Annotated in this window: 14 protein-coding genes; 8 read left to right on the forward strand and 6 right to left on the reverse strand. The window is 69.5% G+C overall.

Features of this window, described 5'->3' with window-relative positions; translation table 11 throughout:
* Positions 1-3 precede the first annotated feature (3 nt).
* The 5 genes from C8J30_RS09380 to C8J30_RS09400 all read right to left on the reverse strand — a co-directional run bounded on the left by C8J30_RS09380 (position 4) and on the right by C8J30_RS09400 (position 11,021).
* Entirely contained in the window at positions 4-756 is a 753-nt protein-coding gene (locus tag C8J30_RS09380) for a PP2C family protein-serine/threonine phosphatase (RefSeq protein ID WP_110805592.1), read from the reverse strand.
* Positions 743-943: a hypothetical protein gene (locus tag C8J30_RS09385; RefSeq protein WP_110805593.1), complete on the reverse strand. Its 201-nt coding sequence runs from the start codon at positions 941-943 to the stop codon at positions 743-745. Before C8J30_RS09385 ends, C8J30_RS09380 begins: the two co-directional genes overlap by 14 nt.
* Before the next feature lie 167 nt (positions 944-1,110).
* Entirely contained in the window at positions 1,111-4,008 is a 2,898-nt protein-coding gene (icmH, locus tag C8J30_RS09390) for a type IVB secretion system protein IcmH/DotU (protein WP_110805594.1), read from the reverse strand.
* Between the two features lie 66 nt (positions 4,009-4,074).
* Entirely contained in the window at positions 4,075-5,070 is a 996-nt protein-coding gene (gene tssK / locus C8J30_RS09395; protein ID WP_394341925.1) for a type VI secretion system baseplate subunit TssK, read from the reverse strand.
* A 329-nt stretch (positions 5,071-5,399) separates the two neighbouring features.
* Positions 5,400-11,021 carry a beta strand repeat-containing protein gene (locus C8J30_RS09400; protein ID WP_110805595.1) on the reverse strand — a complete coding sequence of 1,874 codons (5,622 nt, stop codon included), beginning with the start codon at positions 11,019-11,021 and terminating at the stop codon, positions 5,400-5,402.
* A gap of 449 nt (positions 11,022-11,470) precedes the next feature.
* Between C8J30_RS09400 and C8J30_RS09405 the strand changes: the two genes are divergently transcribed.
* From C8J30_RS09405 to C8J30_RS09415, 3 genes are all read left to right on the forward strand, one after another.
* Positions 11,471-12,688, forward strand: coding sequence for an exonuclease SbcCD subunit D (locus C8J30_RS09405; protein ID WP_110805596.1), 1,218 nt, complete (start codon positions 11,471-11,473; stop codon positions 12,686-12,688).
* Between the two features lie 3 nt (positions 12,689-12,691).
* A complete protein-coding gene (locus tag C8J30_RS09410) occupies positions 12,692-16,408 on the forward strand; it encodes an AAA family ATPase (RefSeq protein WP_110805597.1) in 3,717 nt (1,238 codons plus the stop codon).
* A gap of 95 nt (positions 16,409-16,503) precedes the next feature.
* Positions 16,504-17,406: a bifunctional 5,10-methylenetetrahydrofolate dehydrogenase/5,10-methenyltetrahydrofolate cyclohydrolase gene (locus C8J30_RS09415; RefSeq protein ID WP_110805739.1), complete on the forward strand. Its 903-nt coding sequence runs from the start codon at positions 16,504-16,506 to the stop codon at positions 17,404-17,406.
* A 97-nt stretch (positions 17,407-17,503) separates the two neighbouring features.
* Here the strand turns inward: C8J30_RS09415 and C8J30_RS09420 are convergent, their stop codons facing one another.
* Positions 17,504-18,679 (reverse strand): LysR family transcriptional regulator, encoded by a 1,176-nt coding sequence (locus C8J30_RS09420; protein ID WP_110805598.1) that lies wholly within the window; start codon positions 18,677-18,679, stop codon positions 17,504-17,506.
* 102 nt (positions 18,680-18,781) lie between these two features.
* Between C8J30_RS09420 and C8J30_RS09425 the strand changes: the two genes are divergently transcribed.
* The 5 genes from C8J30_RS09425 to C8J30_RS09445 all read left to right on the forward strand — a co-directional run bounded on the left by C8J30_RS09425 (position 18,782) and on the right by C8J30_RS09445 (position 24,194).
* The gene (locus C8J30_RS09425; protein ID WP_110805599.1) at positions 18,782-20,326 is read left to right on the forward strand and encodes an aromatic amino acid lyase; all 1,545 of its coding nucleotides are present in this window, start codon (positions 18,782-18,784) and stop codon (positions 20,324-20,326) included.
* A 1-nt stretch (position 20,327) separates the two neighbouring features.
* The gene (osmF, locus tag C8J30_RS09430; RefSeq protein WP_110805600.1) at positions 20,328-21,239 is read left to right on the forward strand and encodes a glycine betaine ABC transporter substrate-binding protein OsmF; all 912 of its coding nucleotides are present in this window, start codon (positions 20,328-20,330) and stop codon (positions 21,237-21,239) included.
* Positions 21,240-21,349: 110 nt separating this feature from the next.
* Positions 21,350-22,531, forward strand: a complete 1,182-nt coding sequence (locus C8J30_RS09435) for an ABC transporter permease (RefSeq protein ID WP_110805601.1) — start codon at positions 21,350-21,352, stop codon at positions 22,529-22,531.
* Positions 22,528-23,454 (forward strand): ABC transporter ATP-binding protein, encoded by a 927-nt coding sequence (locus C8J30_RS09440; RefSeq protein ID WP_110805602.1) that lies wholly within the window; start codon positions 22,528-22,530, stop codon positions 23,452-23,454. The genes C8J30_RS09435 and C8J30_RS09440 overlap by 4 nt, the downstream gene beginning before the upstream one ends.
* Entirely contained in the window at positions 23,451-24,194 is a 744-nt protein-coding gene (locus C8J30_RS09445) for an ABC transporter permease (RefSeq protein ID WP_110805603.1), read from the forward strand. Before C8J30_RS09440 ends, C8J30_RS09445 begins: the two co-directional genes overlap by 4 nt.
* Positions 24,195-24,202: the final 8 nt, after the last annotated feature.

Here is a 24,202-nt window from a genome sequence, read left to right on the forward strand (position 1 = left end):
GCCTCAGTCGAAGACGGGGGCAGGCGCGGGATGCAGCCGCACCGTCACCACCGTCACATTGTCATGCGCGCCACGGTCCAGCGTCAATGCCACAAGCGCGTCGCAGATCACCTGCGCGGGCACCGGCTCGGCGGCGATCCGCTCGATCTCGGCATCCTCGACCAGGCCCGTCAGCCCGTCCGAGCAGAGCAGGAACAGATCCCCCGGCTCGAGCGGGCCGCCCATGCGTTCGCATTCGGGCAGGTCGGTGACGCCGATGGCGCGGGTGATGACATTGCGGCGCGGCCAGTAGCGGGCCTCGTCGGGGGTGATCGCACCCGCATTCAGAAGCGCCTGCACCTCGGTGTGATCCTCGGTCAGCCGGAAGAGCTTGCCCGCGCGCAGAAGATAGGCGCGGCTGTCGCCCGCCCACAGACAGGCAAAGCCATCCTCATGCAGCAAAAGCGCCACGAGCGTCGCGCCGACGGTGGTGCCAAGCTGCCGCGCGCGGGCGCGGATCGCCTGCGTCGACTGGCCAAGCCGCGCGAACACCCGCGCCTGCAGATCGTCGAGCGAGCCGGGCACGCCGACCTCGGCCAGATCGGCGACAATGGTCTGGCTGGCGAAATCGCCCGCCGCATGGCCGCCCATGCCGTCGGCCACGACCCAAAGCCCCAGTTCGGGGCGGACGAGATAGCTGTCCTCGTTATGGGCGCGCACTAGCCCGGTGTTGCTGCTGGCCCCGCAATCGAACAGGAAAAGATCAGTCTCGGGCATCGTCAGGGCTCCGCTCGGGGGCTGTGGCCGCAAGATCGGCACAGGGGTCGGTTGCAGGTCCGGCCAGACACCAGGCGAGCGTCGCCGCATCGGGCAGGCCGGTCAGCGCGGCAACGGCCCCGGCGCGGCCGGGCGCGGGGTCGGTCCAGAGATAGGCGCAGCCCTGGGGCCGCGCGGCGATGGTCATGCGCGGCCTGCGCGGGCCAGAGCTGCGCGAGCCAGTCATGCAGCGCCATCCGCAGCGCCGGATCGAGCCCCGCCGCGATGAAATCGCCAAAGGCCGGGTGCTTGCCGGTCAGACCCAGAGCCTCGGGCAGCGTCCGCGGTTGGGGGGGATCGACGCGGCTCATCGGCTCAATCCAGACTGGCGGGGCATTCGAATTCCCTCAACTCGGGCATGGTGAACGGGTTCGTCAGCGCGTTGATGGTGAAATCATAGGTGATGTCGCGCCCGCCGACGACAAGGGTCGCCCGCGTCGTATCGCCCCGCTGCGCGCGCGAGACGGCGGCATTCATGAATTCGAGGATCGTCCAGAAAAAGCCTGTGAACCCAAGCGAATTCTGCCCGCCGCGCACGGCCGGGGCGAGCTGCACCGCCGTCACCTTGAAGGTGCCCGGCCAGATCGCGGTCTTTGGCACCTGATGCGGGATCGTCTCGATCCGCGTGTCGTTGACCATCAGGATCGCGCTTTTCACCGTCGCATGGCTCGAGACATGGGGCGCCGCGACTTCCACCTGCGGCACCGTCCCCCCGCCCGAGAAATAGGCCTGCCGGATCGCCTCGGCGCGTTCGAACTGGCGCAGCGTCGCCAGCGACAGCCGCCCGGCCAAGGGGCTGTCCTCGCGCCAGCGCAGCCCCTCGCGCCTGCGCTCGACATGGGGGGCGAGATAGTCGGCGAAATACTTGTCCATGTCGCCGCCCGGCCCGAAGAATTTCGAGAAATTCTCGATCGAGAGATAGCGCGTGGAATTGGGCGAGAACGGGAACGAGGGCTTGATCGTGTCGCGACAAAAATAGGTGATCTTGTCCGCGAGCGCCCGGTTCATCGTTTCAAGAGTCGCATCCGAGGCAGCCTTGCGGAAGTCGCCCTCGGCCGCGTTGACCAGATCGGCGAGCGGCGTGGGCAGCTGCGAATTGTTCTGCGTCAGCGCGTTGAGCAAGTCCGCCTGCACCGCCGCCGCCTGCTGCGGATCGGCCGCGGCCAGCCGCAGGTTGTTCCAGATCGCCCCCATGTTGCCGATGATCGCATCGATCGGGCGCTGCCCGGTCTCGCCCAGAAGCAGCTCGTGCCACATCGCGAAGTCTTCCTCGATCCGCTCGATCGGATCGGCCTTCACCCCGTCGGTGACCGCGCCCGAGGCCAGAATCTCGGGCGTCAGCCCCTCCATACCGTCGAATTCGCGCGTCAGCCGGGTCTCGGCATCGACCTCGCGCACCAGAAGCAGGATCGGCGAGGCCGAGGCGGAGGCCGCCGCGCCGTCCATGATCACCGCATAGGCCTGATCGGCGACGGGCAGTTGCACGATCGCCTGCCGCGCCCGGCTGACCACCGCGCTGTCGGGATCGACCAGAAGCGCGCGGCCATCGTCCAGATCGAGCATCGCGTTCAGATGCGCCTTCAGCCGGTCGCGCAGATCGGTCTGCGAGGCGCCCGGATAGGCCGCCGTCCATCCCGCGGCAAACCAGCTGCGCAGCGTGTCATCCTCGCTCCGGCCGCCCTGCCCGCCCAAAAGCAAATAGACCTTGAGCGCGCGATAAACCCCGGTGGCATCCCCCTTGTCGGTCAGCGCATGCAACTGCTTTTCGACCGACAGGATCAGCCGCGGCCGAAGCATCCGTTCCAGCGCATCGGAATAGGAACTGCGCGCCGCTGCCTGCAGCCGATCAAGCTGGCCCAGCCCCATGCCCTCCAGCACCGTGCCCTTGCTCTCGACGCCATAGCCCGTCGGCATCATCCGGATGTCATCAAGGATCGGCACGACCGCCTCCAGCGCCGGATCGTCGATGAGATCGCGGCGGATCTCGTCGCCCGCGGCGCGGCGCAAAATCAGGTCACGCCGCACCGCGCCGCGGTCATGGCTGACCCAATCGCGTTCGGCAAAGATCACCTTGCGCAAAAGATCTTGCAGGAAGAAGCTCTTGCCCTTGCCAGACAGGAACCCGGGCGCCAGCGACACGCCCCCCTCGGCGCGGGCAACCGCGCCCAGAACCTGATCGATCGGCGTGCCTTCCTGCGTGCCCGAGGTAAGATAGAAGCCACGCAGGATCGCGTTCGAGGCATAGCGCGTCGGCTCGAAGACCCGGCGCAGGAAGTCGGCCACGGGCTCGCGCAGCATCGCCATCTGCCCCGGCAGACCGAAGATCGCGGCGCGGATGCGGGCCAGAGGCACCGCCCCGTTCTGCGCCGTGCGATACTGCCCCTCGAAGCCCAGCGCGAGGCAGGTCAGCATCAGTTCCAGCAGGTTCGCATATTGCGCGGGCGCCTGCATCGCCTTTTCCGCCTCGGAAAAGAAGCCGACGCCGGTGTCGCGGGTCTGAAAGAACCGCGCCGCCATCGAATATTGCACCCAGAGCCCGCGGTCGGTGCCGGGCAGGTTCTGCACCAGATCGTCAGCGGTGCCGCAAAGCAGATATTTCGCCACCATCGCCTCGGCCGGGGCCACCCCCGCGCCGATCAGGGCGCGGTCATAGCCGTCGATCTCGCGCGCGACGTGCTCCATCAGCGGCATCGCCTCCATCTCGACCAGACCCGAGCGCAGGCGGCCAAAGAGGATCAGCAGGTTCGAGGCCACCGCGACAAGCGGATTGCTCGAGAAGCCGCGCCCGAGCGTCGCCGCCTGCAGCGCCGCGCGCAGCGAGATGCGGGGCGTGGCGGGGGCGCTTGGCACAAAGGCGGGCTGCGCGGCACCGATGTCGGGAAAGAAGCCCTGCCCCGCGGACTGGAACGGGTTCGCCGCAGTTTGCCCGAGCCCCTGACCCAGGCCGGTGCCGAAACCGGGGCTGGCCGAGGGATAGCCGGGCAGCCCCGGTTGCGGCGGCAACGGCGCCCGCGGCCAACCGGGCGCGGCGGACGGCGCGGCGGGGGCGCCACCGATCACCGTGCGTTCGGCCCCGGGCATCGGCGGCGCGGCCCCGGGGGGCAGCGGGCGCGCAAAGGGATCGCCCGCCAGACGGCCGGGGTGCCGCGGATCGGGCATCGGCGGCAAACCGCCTCCGATCACCGTCTTGTCGTGATCGTCGTTCTGCGCCATTTCCGGTCCTCCCCTTCCCGCGGCCCCAGCCAACGGGCCTTGCCCGATCCCGGTTCCGCCGCCCGCTCAGAGATGCTCCGGGATCGCCCAGACGTCCAGTTTCAGCTCCGGCCAGTCGCCCGCGAAATGCATCCCGATCGCGGGGGCATTCGAAAACTCGGCCCAGAGCAGGGTGTTGCGATCGAGCAGGAAATAGACATTCGTCGCCACCACCCGGATCTGCCGCGGCGGGCTCGGCAGATGCACCAGACCGATCCCGGGCAGGTTGTTCTTGACGATCTCGCTCATCCGGGTGTTCGGGCCGACCTTGCACAGCTGCGGGAACGGCAACATCACCTGCGCCAGCGGCTTGGCGCTTTCCACCTCGATCACGAAGGTCGCGTCGCGGAAGAGGTTGCGATCGGCGACCTCGGCCAGATAGGAATTCTGCCGCACCAGCCGCAACGGCAGCCGCACCGTGCGCCCGACATCGCGGCTCAGCGCGCGCTGGATGTCCATCACCACGGGGGTGAAGCTGTCCTTCGCCTCGGCAGGGTCATAGGGCGGATATTTCGCCGCGAGCCGCCCGCCGGTGTCGAAACTGGCGAGTTCCCCGGCCAGCCCGACCAGACGGCGGCAGAGCTCCTCGGGATGCACGCAATCGAGCCCCGAGAGATGGCGCAGCACGGTGACCTCGCGGTTGAGCGTCATCAGCATCAGATAATCCGCCGCCTGCATCCCCCCGCCCGAGGAGGGATCGGCGGCATAGCGGGCAAGCGTTTCGCGCTTCGCCTCGACGCAGCCCGGCACGCGGCTGAGGTAGCCGCCCAGAACCGGATGCGTGCCCAGAACCAGCGCGGGCGGCGGCAGCGTGTCATCGAGCGCGATCACCCCGTCGCGCATCTCGTGGATGCGGGCGATGCGCAGGCATTGATGGCCCGGCCGCGGCGTGCGCCGGATCGCGAGTTCGAGCCGCGGCACGGCGGTTTCCACCAGCGGCTCGATCCGCGCGCCGGCGGCATTGTCGGCCACCGTCTCCGAGGTCAGCCGATAGCGTCGCGCCGCCCTCGTCCTCGGGGCCAATGTCGCGGCCGTTCGGTGCGGCCTCGGGCGCGGTCAGCCAGACGATCTGGCCCGCCGCCTCCTCGGGGCAGATCACCGGCTGCGGCAAAAGCCCCCGGGGTATGGCACAAGGCGGCGCAACCGGGCATCGATCAGATGTTCAAGGGAGCGATCGGATTGTTGCAGGTGCTGGGGCTGCAGAAACAGGCCCTCTTTCCAGGCCACCTTGCTGAACAATGACATTGTGCCGCTCTCCCGAAGGAAGAGCCCCGCAGGGGGCCCACCCGTTGCAGCGGTGCGACAGTGAAGACCACCCGATCATCGGTCAAGCGCCGCCATCGCCGCTCGTGTCAGAACTGCCAGCGCGCCTGCGCGGTGATGGCGGTGCTGTCCATGGTCGAACTGAAGCGCCCGTCGAGCCGGATCGAGGCGTTGAACTGCTTGGCCGGCAGGCCGTGGTTGTTCTCCGACAGGACCTTGAGATAGCTCATCCCGACGCTGACCTCGCCAAACGAGCCAAGCGTCTGCGATTGCAGCAGACCGTGGTCGACGTCGATGGTCGCATCCGTATAGTAGCTGTTCAGCGGATCGGCGAAATCGTGGTAGTAGGTGCCGGTGACGAAGTAGCTGGTCGCGCGGTCTCCACTTTCCGCGATCTTCACTTTCGAGGCCGAGAGTCCGAGGAACCCGAGTTTTGCCGTATGATCGGCGATGTCGAGCGAAGCCTGCTTGCCGTCTGTCACCTTGTCGAAGAGCAGCGTGTCCGACCCCGAGCGCGAAATCATGAACCCGCCGGTCGGCACGAGGTTCCAGCCGGTATCCTTGAGCGGGAAGCTGGCCGAGATCGAGCCCGAAAGCGTCGTGGCATTGATGTCGAAGCCCCGATTTGTCAGAGAGTTGTTGCCGCCGATATGGGCGTTGTTGATGGTGAAGCCGGTGCGTTCGCGGCGCAGTTGCAGATCCGCCACCCATTTGTCGCGCGCCGCCGTGATGTAGAACCCGCCATAGGCCTGATCGAAATCGGTGTCGGAGGCGGTGCTGACGGCCGAGGAGTTCGCCGCCTCGGCGGTCGAGATCCGGCCCGAGCCACGGTTGAACCCGCCAAAGCCGCCAAAGGCCATGTCCCAGCCCAGGATCGCATTGTTGAAGCACGACAGATCGCCACCGAACTGCATCCCCGAATAGCTGGCCGAGACATTGGAGCCGACGCCGATGCCGTCGTCGAAAATGCTGCGCCCCGAGGCATTGACACGACCGCCCGTGACCCGACCCCAGCCGCCCGGCGCGCAGTTGCGCTCCTCGGCGACGGCGCGGCCGACGGTGAAGGGGCTTGTCGGCCGGTTCACCAGCGCCCCGATCAGGCTTTGCGACAGCGCAACGCTGCCCGCGATCGCGACGATGTCCTTGTCGATCTCGGTTTTCAGGGCGAACCCACCCGAGCCGTTCGACACGACGGAAAAGTCGAAAGGCGTAGAATTCCTGAGTTCGGAGAAGTCGTAGGTGAAGGTGGTTCCGCGGTCGATCGTGCCGGTCAGGAAGGTGAGCGGCCCGTCGGGCAGAAGCGGCTCATCGGTGTCGATGTCGGAGAAGTGCAGCGCGAAGCTGCCCGAGATGTTGCCCGCAACCGCGATCTGGTCGATCGCCCCTGCCTCGGTCGAGAAATCGACGTCGAAGGAAAGGTCCGTGGCATCGCCCGCAAGGCTGCCGACGGTGAAGGTCTGCATCGCGGGCGCCGCGGCGGCGCTTCGCGCGCCGGGGACGATTTCGGCGTCGAGCAGGGCGTTTCGATCGGCGTCGAGCAGGGTGATGCGATCGGCGCCGGTCACCGTGCCGTTGATCGTCGCGCCATCAAGCCCGTAGATCGTGCCGCCAGTGACAGTGCCGGTCACGACCGCGCCGCTGTCGCGGAAGACCAGCGCGCCGCCATTCTCGAGCGTGCCCGGATCGCCCGCCGTGCCAAGCGTCAGATCGCCCGAGAGCGCGATCACGCCGCTCGCGGTGCTGGTGATGCCGCCTTCGGCAAACATCGCCGCGCTGTCCGCGATGTTCAGCCGACCCGCAAGCGTCGTCGCGCCCCCGACCGTCATCCGACCGGTGTCAACCGCGGCCGTCGCACCCTCGGCGATGCTCAGCGCACCACCGATCCGCGCGGTGCCGCGGCTGGTCAGCGTGCCGCCGTCGATCTGCGCATCGCCCGTGATGGCGCCGGCGTTGGTCACCCTGCCGTCGCCGCTGTTGACCAGCGCATCAAGCGTGCCGTGGTTCTCGACCCTGCCGGTGTTCGTCACCGTTCCCGTCGTCGCCCCGACGCCGTTGATCAGATGGCCCGCATTGCCGACCGCGCCGGTTTCGCCACCCGCGGCATTGTCGAGCGTGCCATCATTGGTGACCTCGCCGATCGTGCCCGCATTGTTCACCGTCCCGGCGGCGCCGATCTGCATCCGCCCTTCGGCCGCCCCCCCCGCCAGCTGCGCGAGGCTGCCGCCCGAGACCGTCACATCGCCCGAGATCACGCCACCGTTCGTCAGCGTGCCTGCGGTCACGGTGACAGCGTGCAGGATCGCTCCGGTGTTGGCGAAGACGCCGCCAGAGGTCACAAGCGAGGCAAGCGTGCCCGCGTTCGAGCCGGTGGCAAAGTTCGTCACCGCCCCGGCGCTGCCGGTTGCCAGGGTGTTGAAGGTGCCGTTGTTGGTCACCCGATGCAGCGTGCCGCTGTTGCGAACAGTGCCATCAGGCCCGATCTCGACCGTGCCCGCGACCGCGCCATCTCCGGTCTGCTCGAAAATCCCGCCCGAGACCGCGACGCGGCCCGAGATGGTGCCGCTGTTCGCGAAGCTGCCATCGGTATTCGTCAGCGTGGCGATGATCCCCGCATTCGTGCCCGTGCCCGCATTCGTCACCGCCCCGGCGGTCCCGCCCGCCAGGTTGTCGAAGCGGCCAGAGGTGGTCACCTGGTCAAGCGTTCCTCCGTTCGTCAGCGAGCCTGTATCGGCCACCGTCGCCGCGCCCTGCACCGTGCCGGTGTTCGTCACCGTGCCGCCATCGACCGCGACGCGGCCCGAGATGGTGCCGCTGCTGTCAAAGGTGCCGTCGGTATTCCTCAGCGTGGCGATCGTGCCCGCATTCGTGCCCGTGCCCGCATTCGTCACCGCCGCGGCCGTGCCGCCGATCAGGTTGTCGAACTGGCCGCGGTTCGTCACATCGGCCAGAGTGCCCGCGTTCGTCAGCGTGCCCGCCGCCTTGACCGTGCTCGCTCCGACGACGCGGCCCCCTGTCGTCTGGGTGAAGCTGCCGCCGTTCACCGTCAACGTACCGCCGACCCGGCCCGAACTCGTCACGGCGCCACCATCGACAACGACATTGGTCGCGATCCGCCCGCGGTTGTCGAAGCTGCCATCGGTGTTCGTCAGTGCGGCGATCGCGCCCGCATTCGCGCCGGTGCCCGAATTCGTCACCGCCCCGGCGGTGCCGCCCGCGCGGTTCTCGAAATGGCCCGAGGTGGTCAGGTCGGCGAGCGTGCCCGCGTTCGTCAGCCTGCCCGCGTCACCGACCGTGCTCAGCCCCGCGACCTGTCCCGCGCCGCTCTGGGTGAAGCTGCCCCCGGTGACGCTCAGCGCGCCGCCAACCGCGCCGGAGTTGCGCACCGTGCCCGCCGTGACGGCGACATCACCGCTGATCGTGCCGATATTGCCGAAGCTGCCATCCGCGTTCGTCAGCCCGGCGATCGTGCCCGCATTCGACCCGCTGGCCGCAGGACCGCCGGTGTTCGTCACCGCCCCGGCCGAGGCTCCGGCGTTGTTCACGAAGGTGCCGCTGTTCGTCACGTCGCCCGCGGTCGCAAGGTTCGAGAAGCTGCCCGTGTTGGTGACGCTGTCGATCTGGCCGCTGTTCTCGGCCGTGCCGCTGTTCGTCAGCGTGTCGATGCTGCCGCCCGCAGCGACGGCAAGATCCGCGCGGTTCGTGACCGTGCCGGCCGATCCGAAGGACAGGATCTGCAGATCGCCGTCATTCTCGACCGCGCCCAGCGTGCCCGAAGCCGCAACGGTCCCGGCCGCGCCGATCGTCGTCAGCCCGGTCACGACGCCCGTCCGCAGCAGATCGACGGTGCCCCCGTCGACCGACAGCGCGCCACCGATGCTGCCGCTGCTGCGCAGACGACCGTCCTGCACATCGGCATCGCCGGTGATCGCGCCACTGTTGACGAAGCGGCCCCCGGTCGTGACGAGCCCCGCAAGCCGGCCCGCATTCGTGCCGATGCCCGACGAGGTCACCCCCCCGGCGATGCCGTCTTGCGTGTTGGTGAAGGTCCCGGCGTTCGTCACGTCGCCCATCACGCCCGCATTGCTGGCGCTGGCCCCGGTCGAGATATCGACAACACCGGTGACGTTCCCGCCCGCGCCCTGATCGAAGCGGCCGGTGAGCAGATCGACCCCGCCGCCGATGGCGCCGGTATTGGCGACGCTGCCCGCCGCGACGGTCACCGTGCCGGTGATCTCGTTGCTGTTGGTGAAGCTGCCGCCCTGGGTCGTCAGCGAGGCCATCGTGCCGGCGTTCGCGCCGGTGCCGGTGGCGGAGACGGTCACATCCTCGGCGATCCCATTCGCGGTGTTGGAGAAATCACCGTCGACCGCGACATCGCCGAGGGTGCCGTCATTGCGCAACGTGCCACGGGTCGCGACCGCGACCGCACCGCCGACGGTGCCAAGGTTCGTCACCACGCCGTCATCGACCTGCAGAGCGCCGGTGATCTGATTGCTGTTGGTGAAGCTGCCCCCCTCGGTCGTCAGCGCGGCGAGCGTGCCGAAGTTCGTGCCACTGCCCGAGCTGGTCAGCGTGCCCGCCGCGCCGCTCGAAAGGTTGACGAAGCGGCCGTCGCTCGACAGGTCTCCAAGTGCGCTGCCATTGCGCAGCTCGCCCAGAGCCCCGACCGCGACCGTGCCGCCGACCGAGCCAAGGTTCGTCACCACGCCGTCATCGACCTGCAGATCGCCGGTGATCTGATTGCTGTTGGTGAAGCTGCCGCCCGCGTTCGTCAGCGCGGCGAGCGTGCCCGCGTTCGACCCGGTTCCGGTGTTCGTCACCACACCGGCGCTGCCGGTGCCGCGGTTGATGAAAGCGCCAGCGCTGTCGACATTGCCCATCGACCCGGCGTTCGTCACAGAGGCCCCCGCGACGGTGATCGCCACATCGCCGCTCAATGTGCCGGTGGCGCCTTGCACGAAGGCGCCGGTGCCCGAAACCGTCACATCGCCGCTGATCGAGTCGTTGTTGACCAGATCGCCCCCCGAGACCTGCGCGCCGCCGCTGATCGTGTCCTGGTTCCTCAGCCGCCCGCCCGACACATCCGCGCCGGTGCTGATCGTGCCGCGGTTGACGATCCGTCCGCCCGAGACCCCCGCCGTGCCATCGATCGTGCCGTCGTTCGTCAGCGTCCCGCCGGAAACACTGGTATCGCCGGTGATGGTATCGTTGTTGTCGAAAATGCCCCCCGTCACCGCAACATCGCCGTGGACGGTGCCGTTGTTGGTCACGCTGCCCGCCGAGGTGAGCGCATTGCCGGCGCCGACCGTCACGGTTCCCGCCGTCGTCAGCGTGCCATTCGTCCCGACCGCGACGCTGTCGGCGTCGATCTGGCCCCCGGCCTGCACGGCGATCGCGCCATCGGCATGGATCGTCACCGCGCCGTCGGAGTTCAACACCCCCGTGCCCGCCACCGTCAGTCTGGCATTGGCAGTCACATCGACGCTTGCCGTCTGGGCAGAGGGGGTCGCAAGCGTCGGATCATTGTCACCCGGCAAGGCGGGGTCGATCTGCACCGCATCGCCATTTGCAGGCGCCGCACTGCCCGGCGCTGCCCAGTTCGCATCATCGCTCCAGTCGGCGCTGGTTCCGCCCACCCAGACCGGATCGGCCTGCCCCGGCGCCGCCGCAAGACCGATCACCAGCACCAGCGCCGTGGTCTGCAACAGCACGGCAGGGCGCGGCGCGCGGGAAAAACGTCCCTTTGCGGACGTGGAACGCGCAAGAAAAGACGGCTGGGCCATGACAGGTCCTCGAGAAAAGAGCATGAAAACCACAAGGCGACAGGCCAGCTCCCGCCCCGTCGCAAACCCCCGGTTTCCGCGCCTGCCGGTCAATTCCGACGACCCGCGCGAGATGAACCCGCGTAAATTCGCTCAACGCGGAGGATAATCTTCCGCCGTGCCTTGCAAGCAAGCTTCAAAGAGGGGGCGCTTCGGACAAAGGGCATTTTCCGGGTGATCGCGGCAAATTTACCATATTTTAAGCATTTTGAAGCCTCCGGACGGGCGGGTCGAAACCGCGCCGAAAGCGGCTTTCGGGTGGCCCCGGGCAGCGGCCCGCGCTAATCTGGGCCGATGGTGCCGCCCCCCGGCCGAAAGCTCCTGACGAAAGCCCTTTGATGCGCCTCTTGCACACCGCCGACTGGCATATCGGACAGACCCTGAACGGCTGGTCGCGCGAGGCCGAGCACCGTGCCTTCCTCGCCCATCTGGGCGAAATTCTTGTGGCCGAACATGTGGATGCGCTGCTTGTCTCGGGCGATGTCTTTGACGGGCTGAACCCCTCGGGCGAGGCGCAGCGGCTGCTTTATGCGGCGCTTGCGGGCTATCTGCGCGCCAATCCGGCGCTGCAGATCGTGCTGACGGCGGGCAATCACGACCCGGCGCAACGGCTTGAAGCGCCCGAGGCGGTGCTGCGCGAACTGGGCGTGCATGTGCTCGGCACGCTGGCGCGTGGCGCCGAGGGCGTGGATCTGGCCCGCCATCTGATCCCGCTGCGCGATGGCTTTGGACAGGTGCGGGCACAGGTTCTGGCGCTGCCCTTCCTGCGGCAGGCCGATCTGCCGGGCCTGCGTCTGGGCGCCGAGGACGGAACCGAGGGCGCGGTCACCGCCGCCCTGCGCGCGCTGCTGAGCGAGACGGTGACGCGGGCTCAGGCGCTTGCGGGCGCGGTGCCGCTCGTCGCGATGGCGCATCTGACCTGCGCGGGCGGGCTTGAAAGCGCGGGGGCCGAGCGGCGCATCCTGATCGGCGGCGATCATGCCGTGCCCCCCGATGTCTTTCCGGCCGCGCTTGGCTATGTCGCGCTCGGTCACCTGCACAAGCCGCAATCGCTGGATGGCGGGCGGGTGCGCTATTCCGGCTCGCCTTTCCCGCTGTCCGCCAGCGAGATCGGCTACGACCACGGCGTGACACTGCTCGATCTGGCCACGGACGCCGCCCCCCGGCACATCCCGCTGCCGCGCCCGGTGCCGGTGCTGCGCCTGCCCGCGCAGGGCACCGCCCCCCTGCCCGCGATCCTTGCCGCGCTCGAAGCCCTGCCCCGTGCCGACACGCCCCGCGCCGAAGGCCCTTTCCTCTACCTCGCCCTTGCCGCCGACCGCCCGGTGACCGAGATCACCGCGGCGCTGGATGCGGCCCTTGAGCCCCTGCCGGTGCGGCTCGCCGGGCTGACGATCACCCGCCCCGAGACTGCCGCCCCCAGCGCGGCCCCGCCACAGGGGCTGACCCAGACCAGCCCCGAGGCGCTCTTTGCCGCCGCCTTCCGCGATCTGCACGGCACCGATCCCGAACCGCGCCATTTCAGCGCCTTCCGCGACGCGCTTTCCGAGGTCTGAGCCATGCGTATCCTCTCGATTTCCGGGCAGAATATCGCCAGCCTCGCCGCGCCCTTCCGCATCGATTTCACCACCGCGCCGCTGGCGGGCGCCGGGCTTTTCGCCATCACCGGCGAGACCGGGGCGGGCAAATCCTCGATCCTCGACGCGATGTGTCTGGCGCTTTACGGCGATGCGCCGCGGCTGGCCGCGGGCGCGCGCAGCGACAAGGTGCCCGATGCGGCGGGCGAGGAGATCAGCGCCTCGGACAGCCGCGCGATCTTGCGGCGCGGCGCGGCGACGGGCTGGGCCGAGGTGCGCTTTGCCGCCCGCGACGGCGCCGAATATATCGCGCGCTGGCAGGCCAGACGCGCCCGCGACCGGGTCGAGGGCAAGCTGCAATCGGTCGCCCGCAGCCTTGCGCGCGCCGAAGATGGCCAGGTGCTGGCCGCGCAGACACAGGCGGTGACCGAACAGGTCGAGGCGCTGACGGGCCTCTCCTATGAAGAGTTCCGCCGCACCGTCCTGCTGGCGCAGGGGGATTTCGACGCCTTCCTGCGCGCCGATACCGGCGAGCGCGCGAACCTGCTGGAAAAGGTCACCGGAACAGGGCTTTACCGCGCTGTCTCGATCCGGGTTTACGAGCGCACCGAGGCTGCGCGGGGCGCCCATGCGCAGCTTCTGGCCCGCGCCGCCGAACATCGGTTGCTGACCGACGACGCCCGCGCGGCCCTCGTGGCCGAGATCGCCGCGAAGAGCGAAGCGAATGCGACGTCTGCGGCCGAACGCAACCGTCTGACCGAGGCTTTGGCCCGCCACCGCCGCCATGCCGAGGCCGCGGCGCAGGTGCAGAGCGCCGCCATCGCCCTGAGGGACGCCGAGGCCCGGCAGGCCGAGGCAGGCGCCGCCCGCGCAGAGCTTGACCGGCTCGACCGGGCCGCGCCGCTGCGCCTGCCGTGGCAGGCGGCGACGGAGGCGCGGACCCGTCTGAATAGCGCCCGGACCGCGGCCGAGGCGGCCGTTTCGGCGCGCAGCGACGCCGCGCAAGCGCTCGACACACAGGCCCAGCTGGCCGAGCAGGCCGCTGCTGCCGACGCCGAGCGCGAGGAGGCGTTCAAGGCCTTCGGCCCGATCTGGACCCGCGCCGCCGATCTGGACACGCAGATTGCGACCGCCGCGACCGAGGCGGACAGCGCGCAGGCGCAGGCCGCCACCGCCCGGCACGCGGCAGAGACCGCCGCCCGGCAGCACGCCGATCTTGTCGCCGCCGAGACCCGCGCGCGGACGGCCGAGGCCGCGGCCGAAACGACGCTTGCGGGGCTGGCCGCCGTCGTGCCTCTGGCGGACGCTTGGGGGCCGCTCCGCCGCGATCTGGACGCGCACCGGGCGGCCTCCGACGCCGCGCGGACGGCTGCAAAAGCGCTGGTCTCGATCCGCGAACGGGCGCAGGCGCTTGCGCAGGAAGCCGACGCGGCGGCCAAGGCCGAAGCTGCGGATCAAGCCGCCGAGACGACCTTGGCGCAGGCGGCCGAGGCAGCGCAGGCGGAGCTCGCGCCGCTTGAGGCCGCGCATCCGCCCGCCCGGGTCCGCGACCTTGCGCGGATCGAAACCGATCTGGCCGAGTTGGCGCGGGCGCTGCGCGAGGCGGCCGAGGCCGCGGCATCGCAGACCGCCGCCGACACCGCGCTTCAAGCCGCCCGGGATCAGGAAACGCAGGCAACAGCGCAGGAAAGCGCGGCAAAACAGGCGCTTGAGCGGGCAGAGGTGCAGATCGCCGCGCTGACGGCACCGCTGGAACAGGCCGATCTTGCGCTGTCCGACGCCGCGCGCAGCCTGCGCGCGCAGCTCGCTGACGGCAGCCCCTGCCCCGTTTGCGGCGCGCTCGAGCATCCGACCCCGGCCGAGGCGGGGCTTGCGCATCTGGCCGAACGGCTGCGCGCTGATCAGGCCGCCGCCCGCGCCGCGGCGCAGACCGCGCGGGACGCGCTGACAACCGCGCAGGGCGCCCGCGCCACGGCAGAGGCCCGCGCCAGACAGGCGACCGAAGATCAGGGCCGCGCAAAAACCCGTGCCACCGCCGCACGCACGCTTTGGGCCGAGGGGCAGGCCCGGCTGGCGACCCAACCGCTCTGCCCGGCGCTGCCCGACACGCCAGACTCCGCCGCGCTGAGCGCCGCGCAAGACCAGATCCGCGCCCTGCAAACGGCCGAAACCGCGGCGATGGCGCAGATCGCCGCGCTGCGCGCCCGCCTGACCGAGATCAGCCGCACCCGCGACAGCCTGCGCCGCGCCCTCGCCGCGCATCGCGCCACGCGCGAGCGGCTGGCTGCGGCGGCCACCGAGATCGCGAAGGAGATTGCCCGCACCGAGGAACGCGGGGCCGAGGCCACGGCGCAGCGCGACCGGCTGGCCGCGACGCTGGCGCCAATGCTCGCGGCGGCGGGGGAACATGACCTTGCCGCTCCGGGGCTTGTGGACCGGCTGAGCCAACAGGTCTCGGCCGTGGGCACGGCGCGCGCCGCGCTGCAAGCCGCGACCGAGGCCTTGACCGCGTTGGCGCCGCAACTGGCCGCCGCGCACAGCGGGGCCGAAACGGCGGCCGCGCAGGCCAAGGCCGCGGATCAGGCGGCACGCGACCGGGCCGAGGCTTTGGACAGGCTCAGCGCCGCACGGGCACCGCTTCTGGATGGCGAGCCCACCGCCGCGCATCGCAGCCGTTTCAATGAAAGCCGGTTGGCGGCGCAAGAGGCGCACCGGACCGCCGCCGCGGCGCTGGCGACGGCGCAGGCCACCCTTGCCGCCGCCGACGCTCGGGGGGCGGAGACCGCCCGCACCGCGACCGAGGCCGCGCAGGCGCAGACCGCGGCCGAAGCCGCGCTTGCCGCTGCCCTGAGCGCCGCCGAGATGACCGAGGCAGACTTGGCCGCGCTGATCGCCCTGCCTCCCGAGACGGCCGAGGTGCTGCGGGCCGAATTGCGCGCGCTTGAAGATGCGGTCACGGCCGCGCGCTCGGCGCTATTAGCCCGCAAGACCGACCTGCAAGCGCTTGAGGCGGAAGGACTTCCCGAAGACAGCCCCGAGGCGCTCGCAACGCAGCTTGCAGCGCTTGAAAGCGAGATCGAGACCCGGGCGCAGGAGATCGGGCATCTGCAAGCCGATCTGGCCCGCGATGCGCAGACGCGGGCGGCGCTCGCCGATCTGGCGACCGAGACCGAGGTCGCGCGGGCGGAACTTGAGGTCTGGGAGGCGGTGAACAAGGCCATCGGCGCGCGTTCGGGCGATCGGTTTGCGCGCATCGCGCAGGCGATCACGCTCGATGTGCTGGTCGATCATGCCAACCGCCATCTGGCCGATCTGAACCCGCGCTACCGGCTGCGCCGCGCGGCCGAACTGGCGCTTCAGGTCGAGGATCGCGACATGGGCGATGCCCCGCGCGCGACGCGCAGCCTGTCGGGGGGCGAGCGGTTTCTGGTCTCGCTCGCCCTTGCGCTCGCGCTGTCGCAGATGGGCGGCAAGGGCACCTTTGCGGGCACCTTGTTCATCGACGAGGGGTTCGGGGCGCTTGATGCGGGCAGTCTCGATCTGGCGATCGATGCGCTGGAGACGCTGCAATCGCAGGGGCGGCAGGTCGGCGTGATCAGCCATGTCGAGGCGATGCAGGCCCGCATCGCCACCCGCATCGCCGTGCGCAAGGAAGGCGGCGGCCGCTCCAGCCTGCGCGTCGAAGGCCCGGGCGTCTGACGTTTTTCTGAAACGATGCGTCGGCGCCGATGCGCGGCGGGCGGCCGGGCCGTGCCATGGTGCGGCCAAGCCCGCTCAGCGCGAAAGGAAACGCCATGGCCGACAGACGCGATCACCGGATCATCGATGGCAAGGCGGTGCAGCACCGTCTGCTGGCCGAGATCCGCGCCGAGCTTGACGCGGCGGCCAAGACCCATCCGGTCGGGCGGCTTGTGTCGATCTCGATCGGGCCGTCGCCGGAAATCGAGGTCTATGTCCGCAATCAGGCCCGCGCCGCCGCCGAAGCCGGTCTGCCCTTCGAGCAGGTGGTCTGGCCCGCAGAAGCGACGCAGGAGGATTGCAAGCGCAAGATCGCGGCGCTGAACGACGACCCGTCGGTTCTGGGCATCATCCTGCAACGCCCGGTGCCGGCGCATATCCATGTGCGCTCGCTGCAATCGGCGATCCATCCGCTGAAGGATGTCGAGGGGATGAACCCGGCCTCGATCGGCAATATCGTTTACAATGACATCGCGCTGGCGCCCTGCACGGCGGCGGCGGCGGTGGAGATGGTGCGCGCGACCGGGCTTTCCATGCCCGGGCTTGAGGTGGTGATGATCGGCCATTCGGAGATCGTCGGCAAGCCGGTCGCCTTCATGCTGATGGCCGAGGGCGCGACGGTGACGGTGTGCCACCACATGACGCGCTCGGTCGCGATGCATTCGCGCCGCGCCGATGTGGTGATCGTGGCGGTCGGCAAGGCGCATCTGATCGGGCCGGAGATGATCAAGCCCGGCGCGGCGGTGATCGACATCGGGATCAATCAGGTCACCGATGCGGCGGGCAAGGTGCGGATCCTCGGCGATGTGGATACCGAGGCCGTGCGCGAGGTGGCAGGCTGGATCACCCCGGTTCCGGGCGGGGTCGGGCCGGTGACGGTGGCGATGCTGATGCGCAATGCGCTGACCGCGCATCGCCGTCAGGTCGCGGCCGGGTGGCTGGAGGCGATCGAGGCGTAAGGCTGGATTGACCGAGGCCATTGCCGAGGTCACACGCAGCATTTGCCCCGTGACCGGCGAGGGCCCAAAGGCCCTCGGCCTGCGCCCGAACCGCCCCCTAATTCTCGGCCAGATCCTGGGCGATCAGGTCTGCAATCCGACGCGCACGGCCCGAGTGGCGCCAGGTGAGCATCAGCCGCTGGTCATAGGCATCGGGCAAGATCACATGCCGTCCGACAAAATTCGAACCTCCGACATGCTCGGGCAGCACGCTGACAAAGCCGCCCCCGGCCAGCACATTGACGATGATCGGCAGCGCGTCGATCTCCAGCACCCGCGCCGCACCGCGCCAGTCGGGCCCCAGATGCGCATCGAAAAACGCCTCGGCGCGCTGGCGCAGCCCGCTGCGGCGCGACTGCAGCACCAGCGGATGCGTTTCGAGCAGTTTCCGCAGCACCGCGGGCTCGATCATCGCCCCCGCGCGCACCAGTCCCGCAGGCAGACCGCACAGCGCCACCTGCGAGCGACGCAGCTCGATCTGGCTGTAATAGCGGTCGCGCAGCCGCGCATCGAGAAAGACGCAGTCGAACCGCCCGGTGTCGAGCCCGTTCAGCAGATCCTCGGCCAGCGTCGCGACAAGGGTGAAATTCAGCGCATGGCTCTCGGTCAGACGGCGGATCAGCCCGCCCAGCATCCGCGCCAGATCCCCCTCGGGCGTGGCGGGAAGAACGGTGCCGATGCTGACCGGATGACGCGCCCGCACCGGCGCCGCGCCCTGCCCCGGATCACAGAGCGCGCGCCAGTCGGCTTCCAGCGCGGCGACCTGCGCCTCGAACCGATGGCCCTCGGGGCTGGTCGCGAGCCCCGCATCACTGCGCGTTGCAAGGCCTTGACCCAGAACGCTTTCCACCAGGGCAAGCTGACGCGAGAGCTGCGGCTGACCGATCCCGAGCTGCCGCGCGGCGGTGCGGATCGAGCCCTGCCGCAGCGCCTCGGCCACACGAAAGAGCGTCTCCAGCGTCAAGGGGCGCTCCGGCACGGCGCCCGGCCCGCAGCCCTGCAGCGCGCGCAGCCCCGCCGCCAGACGCGCGAGCCCCGGCAGCGCCCGCCGCCCCTCGAGCGTCAGCGCCAGCCCATCGGTGTTGCGCCGCGCAAGCGTCACCGACAGCTCTTCTTCGAGCCGCCGCAGCGCCAGCGAACAGGTCGAGGACGGCTGCCGCGTTTCCCGCGCCGCCAGCCGCACCGAGCCCAGACGCAGCGCCGCCTCGGCCAGGATCAGACTTGAACTGCGCATTTTTTCACCAGTTGTCCCGCATCGGCTGTCCAGAAAAAAACATATGTCCGATAGCGATGCAATTGCCTATCGTCACACCATGTGCCCGGAGACTCGCCCCGCATGACCGATGCCCCTGCCCCGATCCGTTTCGACGGCAAGCCGCTGCCGCTGGCCAGCTTGGCCGCGGCGCTGCACGGGCCGGTGCGGGCAGAACTGACCGAAACCGCGCGCCTTGCGCTGCGCAAGGGCCGCGCGGCGCTCGAAGCGGCCGCCGCGGCCGGTCAGCCGATCTATGGCATGACCACCGGCGTCGGCGCGCTGAAGCATCAGTGCCACGCAGGCACGGCGATGGATGCGTTCAACCATAGCCTTGGCCTCGCCCACGAGGTCGCGGTGGGCGAGCCGGTCGCGGCCGGCATCGCGCGGCTGGCGCTGGTGCTGCGGCTGAACACCCTCTCCACCGGGCGCTCTGGCGTCTCGGAGGGCTTTGCCGACTGTCTGGCGAAGATGATTGATCACGACATCCTGCCCCGGATGACCCGGCGCGGCAGCGTCGGCTGTGGCGATCTGGGGCAACTCGGGCAACTGGCCACCGCGATGACCGGCGTCGGCACCGTGCTCTGGCATGGGCAGGAAATGCCCGCCGCCACCGCCTTTGCCGCGGTCGGGATCACGCCCTATCAGATGCGCCCGCGCGAGGGTCTGGCGGCGGTCGCCTCGAACAGTTTCAGCCTGTCCGCGGCGCTGGCCGCGGTTTTCGACGCCAATGCCCGCATTCATCAGACGCTCGCGCAAGCGCCGGTGATGGCGCTCGCCTGGGGGCTCGATCGCGCGGTCTGGCAGGCGGCCGAAACCAGCCTGATGCCGAAGGAAGCCGCGGTCGCCCGGGCGCTGATCGTCGCAACCGCCGATCAGACCGACTGGCCCGCGCGCGGCTCGGTGCAGGATGCGCTCTCGGCGCGGTTCATGGTGCAGGTGCTGGCGCCGTGCCTGACCGCGGCCGAGGAGGCGCTGGATACGTTGCATCTGGCCAGCGGTCAGGTCGACGACAACCCGACCGTGCTGCCCGATGGCCGCGTCGTGACCTCGGGCGCCAGCCATCACGCGCAGCTGTCGCTGCGGCTTGGTGCGCTGCAATCCGCGCTCGCCATGCTGGGGCGCAATCTGTTCAACAAATGCCTGATGCTGACGAATGGCCAGCTGCCGGGGCTGCCGGTCAATCTGGTGCCCGAGGGCGTCGTCGCGACGGGCTACGGCCCCTTGATGAAGCTCGCGATGGAGCAATCGGCCCGCATCGCCACGAGCGCGGCCCCGGTCGCGCCGCATGCGCTGACGCTGGCCGCGGGGCTGGAAGACGAGGCCCTGCTTCTGCCGCTGACGGCCGAGCGGATCAGCGAACAGGCCGAGGCTCTGGGCTGGCTCCTGACGATTTCGGCGCTTTTGTCGGTGCAGGCGGTGGCGCTGCGCGGGATCGCGCCCAGGGGCCCGGCCGCCGATCTGACGGCGCGGGTGCGCGCCCATGTGCCGCCCTTTGTGGGCGACATTCCGCTGACAGCACGGCTCACCGCCCTGCGCGCCAGCCTCGATGCGCGGGCACTGGACCCGGCACGCCTATTTCATAAGCTGGACGAACCAGCCACTGCCCCCATCCAACAGGAGACCTGAGATGACCCCGACGAAATCCCTTGCCGCCGCCGCGGCACTGAGCCTGATGGCGGGCGCGGCCCTTGCCCAGCCGATCACCGTGTCCTCGAAGATCGACACCGAGGGCGGGCTGCTGGGCAACATGATCTATATCGCACTCGAAAACGCCGGGCTTGACGTGGCCAACAAGGTGCAGCTGGGCGGTACGCCGATCCTGCGCGATGCGATCACCTCGGGGCAGATCGACATCTACCCGGAATATACCGGCAACGCCGCCTTCTTCTTCAACGAGGCCGACAGCCCGGTCTGGAAGGATGCCGCCAAGGGCGCCGCCCGGGCCGCGGAGCTTGATCTGGCGGCGAACAAGATCGTCTGGCTGCCCGCCGCGCCCGCGAACAACACCTGGGCCATCGCCGTGCGCTCGGATGTGGCGGAACCGAACAATCTGAAAACCATGTCGGATCTGGGCAAGTTCATCGCGGGTGGCGGCACGATCAAGCTCGCGGCCTCGACCGAATTCGTCACCGCCCCCGCCGCGCTGCCCGCCTTCCAGACCACCTATGGTTTCACCCTGTCGCCGGACCAGATCGTGCAGCTTTCGGGCGGCGATACAGCGGCCACCATCGCCGCCGCCGCCGCGCAGACCTCGGGCGTGAACACCGCGATGGTCTATGGCACCGATGGCGCCATCGCCTCGGTCGGCCTCACCGTGATGGAAGACGACAAGTCGGTGCAGCCGGTCTATCAACCCGCGCCCTTGGTGCGCGAAGAGGTGCTGAAGGCCAATCCGAAGATCGCCGAAGTTCTGGCGCCGATCTTCGCCTCGCTCGATCTGAAGACCCTGCAAGAGCTGAACGGCCGCATTCAGGTCGGTGGTGAGCCCGCCGATGCCGTGGCCAAGGACTATCTGACCACCAAGGGCTTCCTGAAGTAACACCCGAAAGGGGGGGCACCCTCACGCCTCCCCTTTCACCCTCGGCGGTGCGCGCCCCATTCGCGCGTTGCGCGCACCGCCGCAAGTCTTCCATCCGACCGAGGTGACAGATGCGTTTCGCCCTGCCCCCCCTCTCGGCCCTCTCGCCCACCGGCCTGCTGTTCGCGGCGACCGGGGCGATCGGTCTTTGGCTGCCGCTGGTGCAGTTCAAGCCGAACCGCATCGTCGCGGGGCAAGGCGTCGATCTGATTGCGGCGCTGCCCGGCCCTGCCGGATGGGCGGTTGCGCTCGGCATGGCGGCGATCCTTGCCTTGGGTCTTGCGGCAGGCCGCGGGCTGGGCCTGCGGCTTGGCTTGGCGGTGCTCGGCCTTGGGCTGAGCCTTTTCGCCCTTGGTCTGGCCGCCCGCGGCCTGATGCCCGAGGGCAACCGCATGGCCCGCGTCTCGCCCGCGGCGGGGTTCTGGCTGCAATTTCTGGCCTTTGCGCTGATGGCGACCGATGCGCTCGCCCGGCTGCGCCCGGGGATCAGAACCCGCGCGGCGATCCTTGCGGGCGCGGTCGCGGCGGGGACCGGAGTGCTTGCCTCGGGCTGGCTCGACCGCACCTCGGTGATGATCGAATATGCCGCCCGCGCCGAGATGTTCTCGCGCTCGCTCTGGCAGCATCTGCTTCTGGCCTTCGGCTCGCTCGGGCTTGCCTTCATCGTCGGCCTGCCGCTCGGCATTGCGATCTTCATGGCAAGGCCGCTGCGCAAGCCGGTGCTGACGCTTTTGAACATGCTGCAAACCATTCCTTCGCTGGCGCTGTTCGGGATCATGATCCCGATCTTCGGCTGGGTGGCCGCGCATGTGCCGGGCGCCGCGGATCTCGGCGTTGCGGGCATCGGCCCGTTCCCGGCGCTGATGGCGCTCTTCCTTTACGCGCTCCTGCCCGTCGTTTCGAACACCTGGGTCGGGCTTTCCTCGGTCTCGCCCGCGGTGCGCGATGCGGCGCTTGGCATCGGCATGACGCCCGCGCAGGTGCTGCGCCAGGTCGAGTTGCCGCTGGCCCTGCCCGTGGTGCTGGCCGCGGTGCGCATCGTGCTGGTGCAGAACATCGGCCTTGCCGTCATCGCCGGGCTGATTGGTGGCGGCGGTTTTGGCAGCTTCGTCTTTCAGGGCCTCAATCAGACCGCGATGGACCTGATCCTTTTGGGCGCGCTGCCCACCATCTTCCTTGCCCTCGTCGCGGGCATCGGCCTTGACCTTGTGATCGAGACCCTGTCGCGGCAAAAACACCGGAGCACGCCATGATCCGCCTCGACCATCTGAGCAAGCTCTATTCCGGCCGCGCCGTCGTCGAGGATGTCAGCCTGACCGTCGAAACCGGGCAGATCGCGGCGCTGGTGGGCACCTCCGGGTCGGGCAAGACGACGCTTCTGCGGATGATCAACCGGCTGGTCGAGCCCACGAAGGGCCGGGTCTGGATCGGGGATACCGACGCCGCGAAGATCGAGCCGCATCTGCTGCGCCGCCGGATCGGCTATGCGATTCAAGGGCATGGGCTTTTTCCCCACCGCACCGTCGGCGAGAATATCGCGATCGTGCCGCGGCTCCTTGGCTGGCGCGAGGCCGAGATTTCCGCCCGCATCGACGAGCTGATGCAGCTTTTCGACCTTGACCCCGCCGTCTATCGCGACCGCCTGCCCCATGCGCTTTCGGGCGGGCAGCAACAGCGGGTGGGCGTCGCCCGCGCCTTGGCCGCGCGCCCCGAGCTACTTTTGATGGACGAGCCCTTCGGCGCGCTCGACCCGGTGATCCGGGCGAAGGCGCAAGACGATCTGCGCGCGATCCAGCGCCAGCTTGGCACCACCCTCGTCATCGTCACCCATGACATGGAGGAGGCGATCCAGCTTGGCGACCGCATCGCGGTGATGGACAAGGGGCGGCTTCTGCAATTCGCCCCCCCGTCCGAGATCCTGACCGCCCCCGCCACCCCCTTTGTCGAGGCGCTGGTGGGCGCCGCTGAGCGCCCGTTCCGGCTTTTGTCGCTCAGCACGGTCGACGCCCTGCGCGAACCGGGCGAGGCCCCGGGCACGCCCATCAATCCAGACACCAGCCTGCGCGAGGCCCTTGCCCTGTGCCTCTGGGAAGGCCGCGCGGCACTGCCCGTGTCGGGGGGCGGCATCGTCACTCTGGCCGCCCTGCAAGCCCGGGCCGAGGGGGCCAGCCGATGATCGCCAAGCTGTTCCTGACGCTCGCCGCAGCGCTTTTGGCGGCTTTGCTCTTCACCCCGGAAAGCTTCACCGAGGTGTTCCGGCCGCTGACCCACAACAACGCCCCGCCGATCTATCTGCAAACGAGCCTGCTGCGTCTGACGCTCTCCCACCTCGCCCTTGTGGGCATCGCCGTCACCGCCTCGACCCTTGTCGCCGTCGCGGGCGGCGTGCTGGTGACGCGGCCTGCCGGGCGGGAATTCCTGCCGCTTGCGCGCACGATCACCTCGGTCGGGCAGACCTTTCCGCCGGTCGCGGTGCTGGCGCTCGCCGTGCCCGCGATGGGCTTTGGCGCCGGGCCGACGCTGGTGGCGCTGTTCCTCTACGGCCTCTTGCCGGTCTTTGAAAACACGCTGACGGCGCTGTCGACCCTGCCGCCCTCGGTGCTGGAGGCCGCGCGCGGCATGGGGCTGACACGGCGGCAACGGCTCTGGCAGGTGGAACTGCCGCTGGCGCTGCCGGTCATTCTGGCGGGGGTGCGGCTGACCGCCGTCATCTCGCTGGCCACCGCCACCATCGGGTCAACCGTTGCGGCGAAAACGCTGGGCGAGGTGATCATCGCGGGGCTTCTCTCCGCCAATCCCGCCTTCGTGGTGCAGGGTGGGCTGATCACCGGCCTCCTCGCCATCCTGATCTATGAAGCATTCCAAAGGCTTGAGAGCTGGTCTGCGCATCGCGCGGGCCTGATCCGGCCGCAGTAAGGAGAGAC

Origin of the sequence: Rhodobacter viridis (assembly GCF_003217355.1) — a bacterium.
Lineage (GTDB): Bacteria > Pseudomonadota > Alphaproteobacteria > Rhodobacterales > Rhodobacteraceae > Rhodobacter > Rhodobacter viridis.

Excerpts from the sequence above, each read along its gene's own strand:
- C8J30_RS09380 (WP_110805592.1), bottom strand. The coding sequence starts at position 756 with ATGCCCGAGACTGATCTTTTCCTGTTCGATTGCGGGGCCAGCAGCAAC.
- C8J30_RS09385 (WP_110805593.1), bottom strand. The coding sequence starts at position 943 with ATGACCATCGCCGCGCGGCCCCAGGGCTGCGCCTATCTCTGGACCGAC.
- icmH (WP_110805594.1), bottom strand. The coding sequence starts at position 4,008 with ATGGCGCAGAACGACGATCACGACAAGACGGTGATCGGAGGCGGTTTG.
- C8J30_RS09405 (WP_110805596.1), top strand. The coding sequence starts at position 11,471 with ATGCGCCTCTTGCACACCGCCGACTGGCATATCGGACAGACCCTGAAC.
- C8J30_RS09410 (WP_110805597.1), top strand. The coding sequence starts at position 12,692 with ATGCGTATCCTCTCGATTTCCGGGCAGAATATCGCCAGCCTCGCCGCG.
- C8J30_RS09415 (WP_110805739.1), top strand. The coding sequence starts at position 16,504 with ATGGCCGACAGACGCGATCACCGGATCATCGATGGCAAGGCGGTGCAG.
- C8J30_RS09420 (WP_110805598.1), bottom strand. The coding sequence starts at position 18,679 with ATGCGCAGTTCAAGTCTGATCCTGGCCGAGGCGGCGCTGCGTCTGGGC.
- C8J30_RS09425 (WP_110805599.1), top strand. The coding sequence starts at position 18,782 with ATGACCGATGCCCCTGCCCCGATCCGTTTCGACGGCAAGCCGCTGCCG.
- osmF (WP_110805600.1), top strand. The coding sequence starts at position 20,328 with ATGACCCCGACGAAATCCCTTGCCGCCGCCGCGGCACTGAGCCTGATG.
- C8J30_RS09435 (WP_110805601.1), top strand. The coding sequence starts at position 21,350 with ATGCGTTTCGCCCTGCCCCCCCTCTCGGCCCTCTCGCCCACCGGCCTG.
- C8J30_RS09440 (WP_110805602.1), top strand. The coding sequence starts at position 22,528 with ATGATCCGCCTCGACCATCTGAGCAAGCTCTATTCCGGCCGCGCCGTC.
- C8J30_RS09445 (WP_110805603.1), top strand. The coding sequence starts at position 23,451 with ATGATCGCCAAGCTGTTCCTGACGCTCGCCGCAGCGCTTTTGGCGGCT.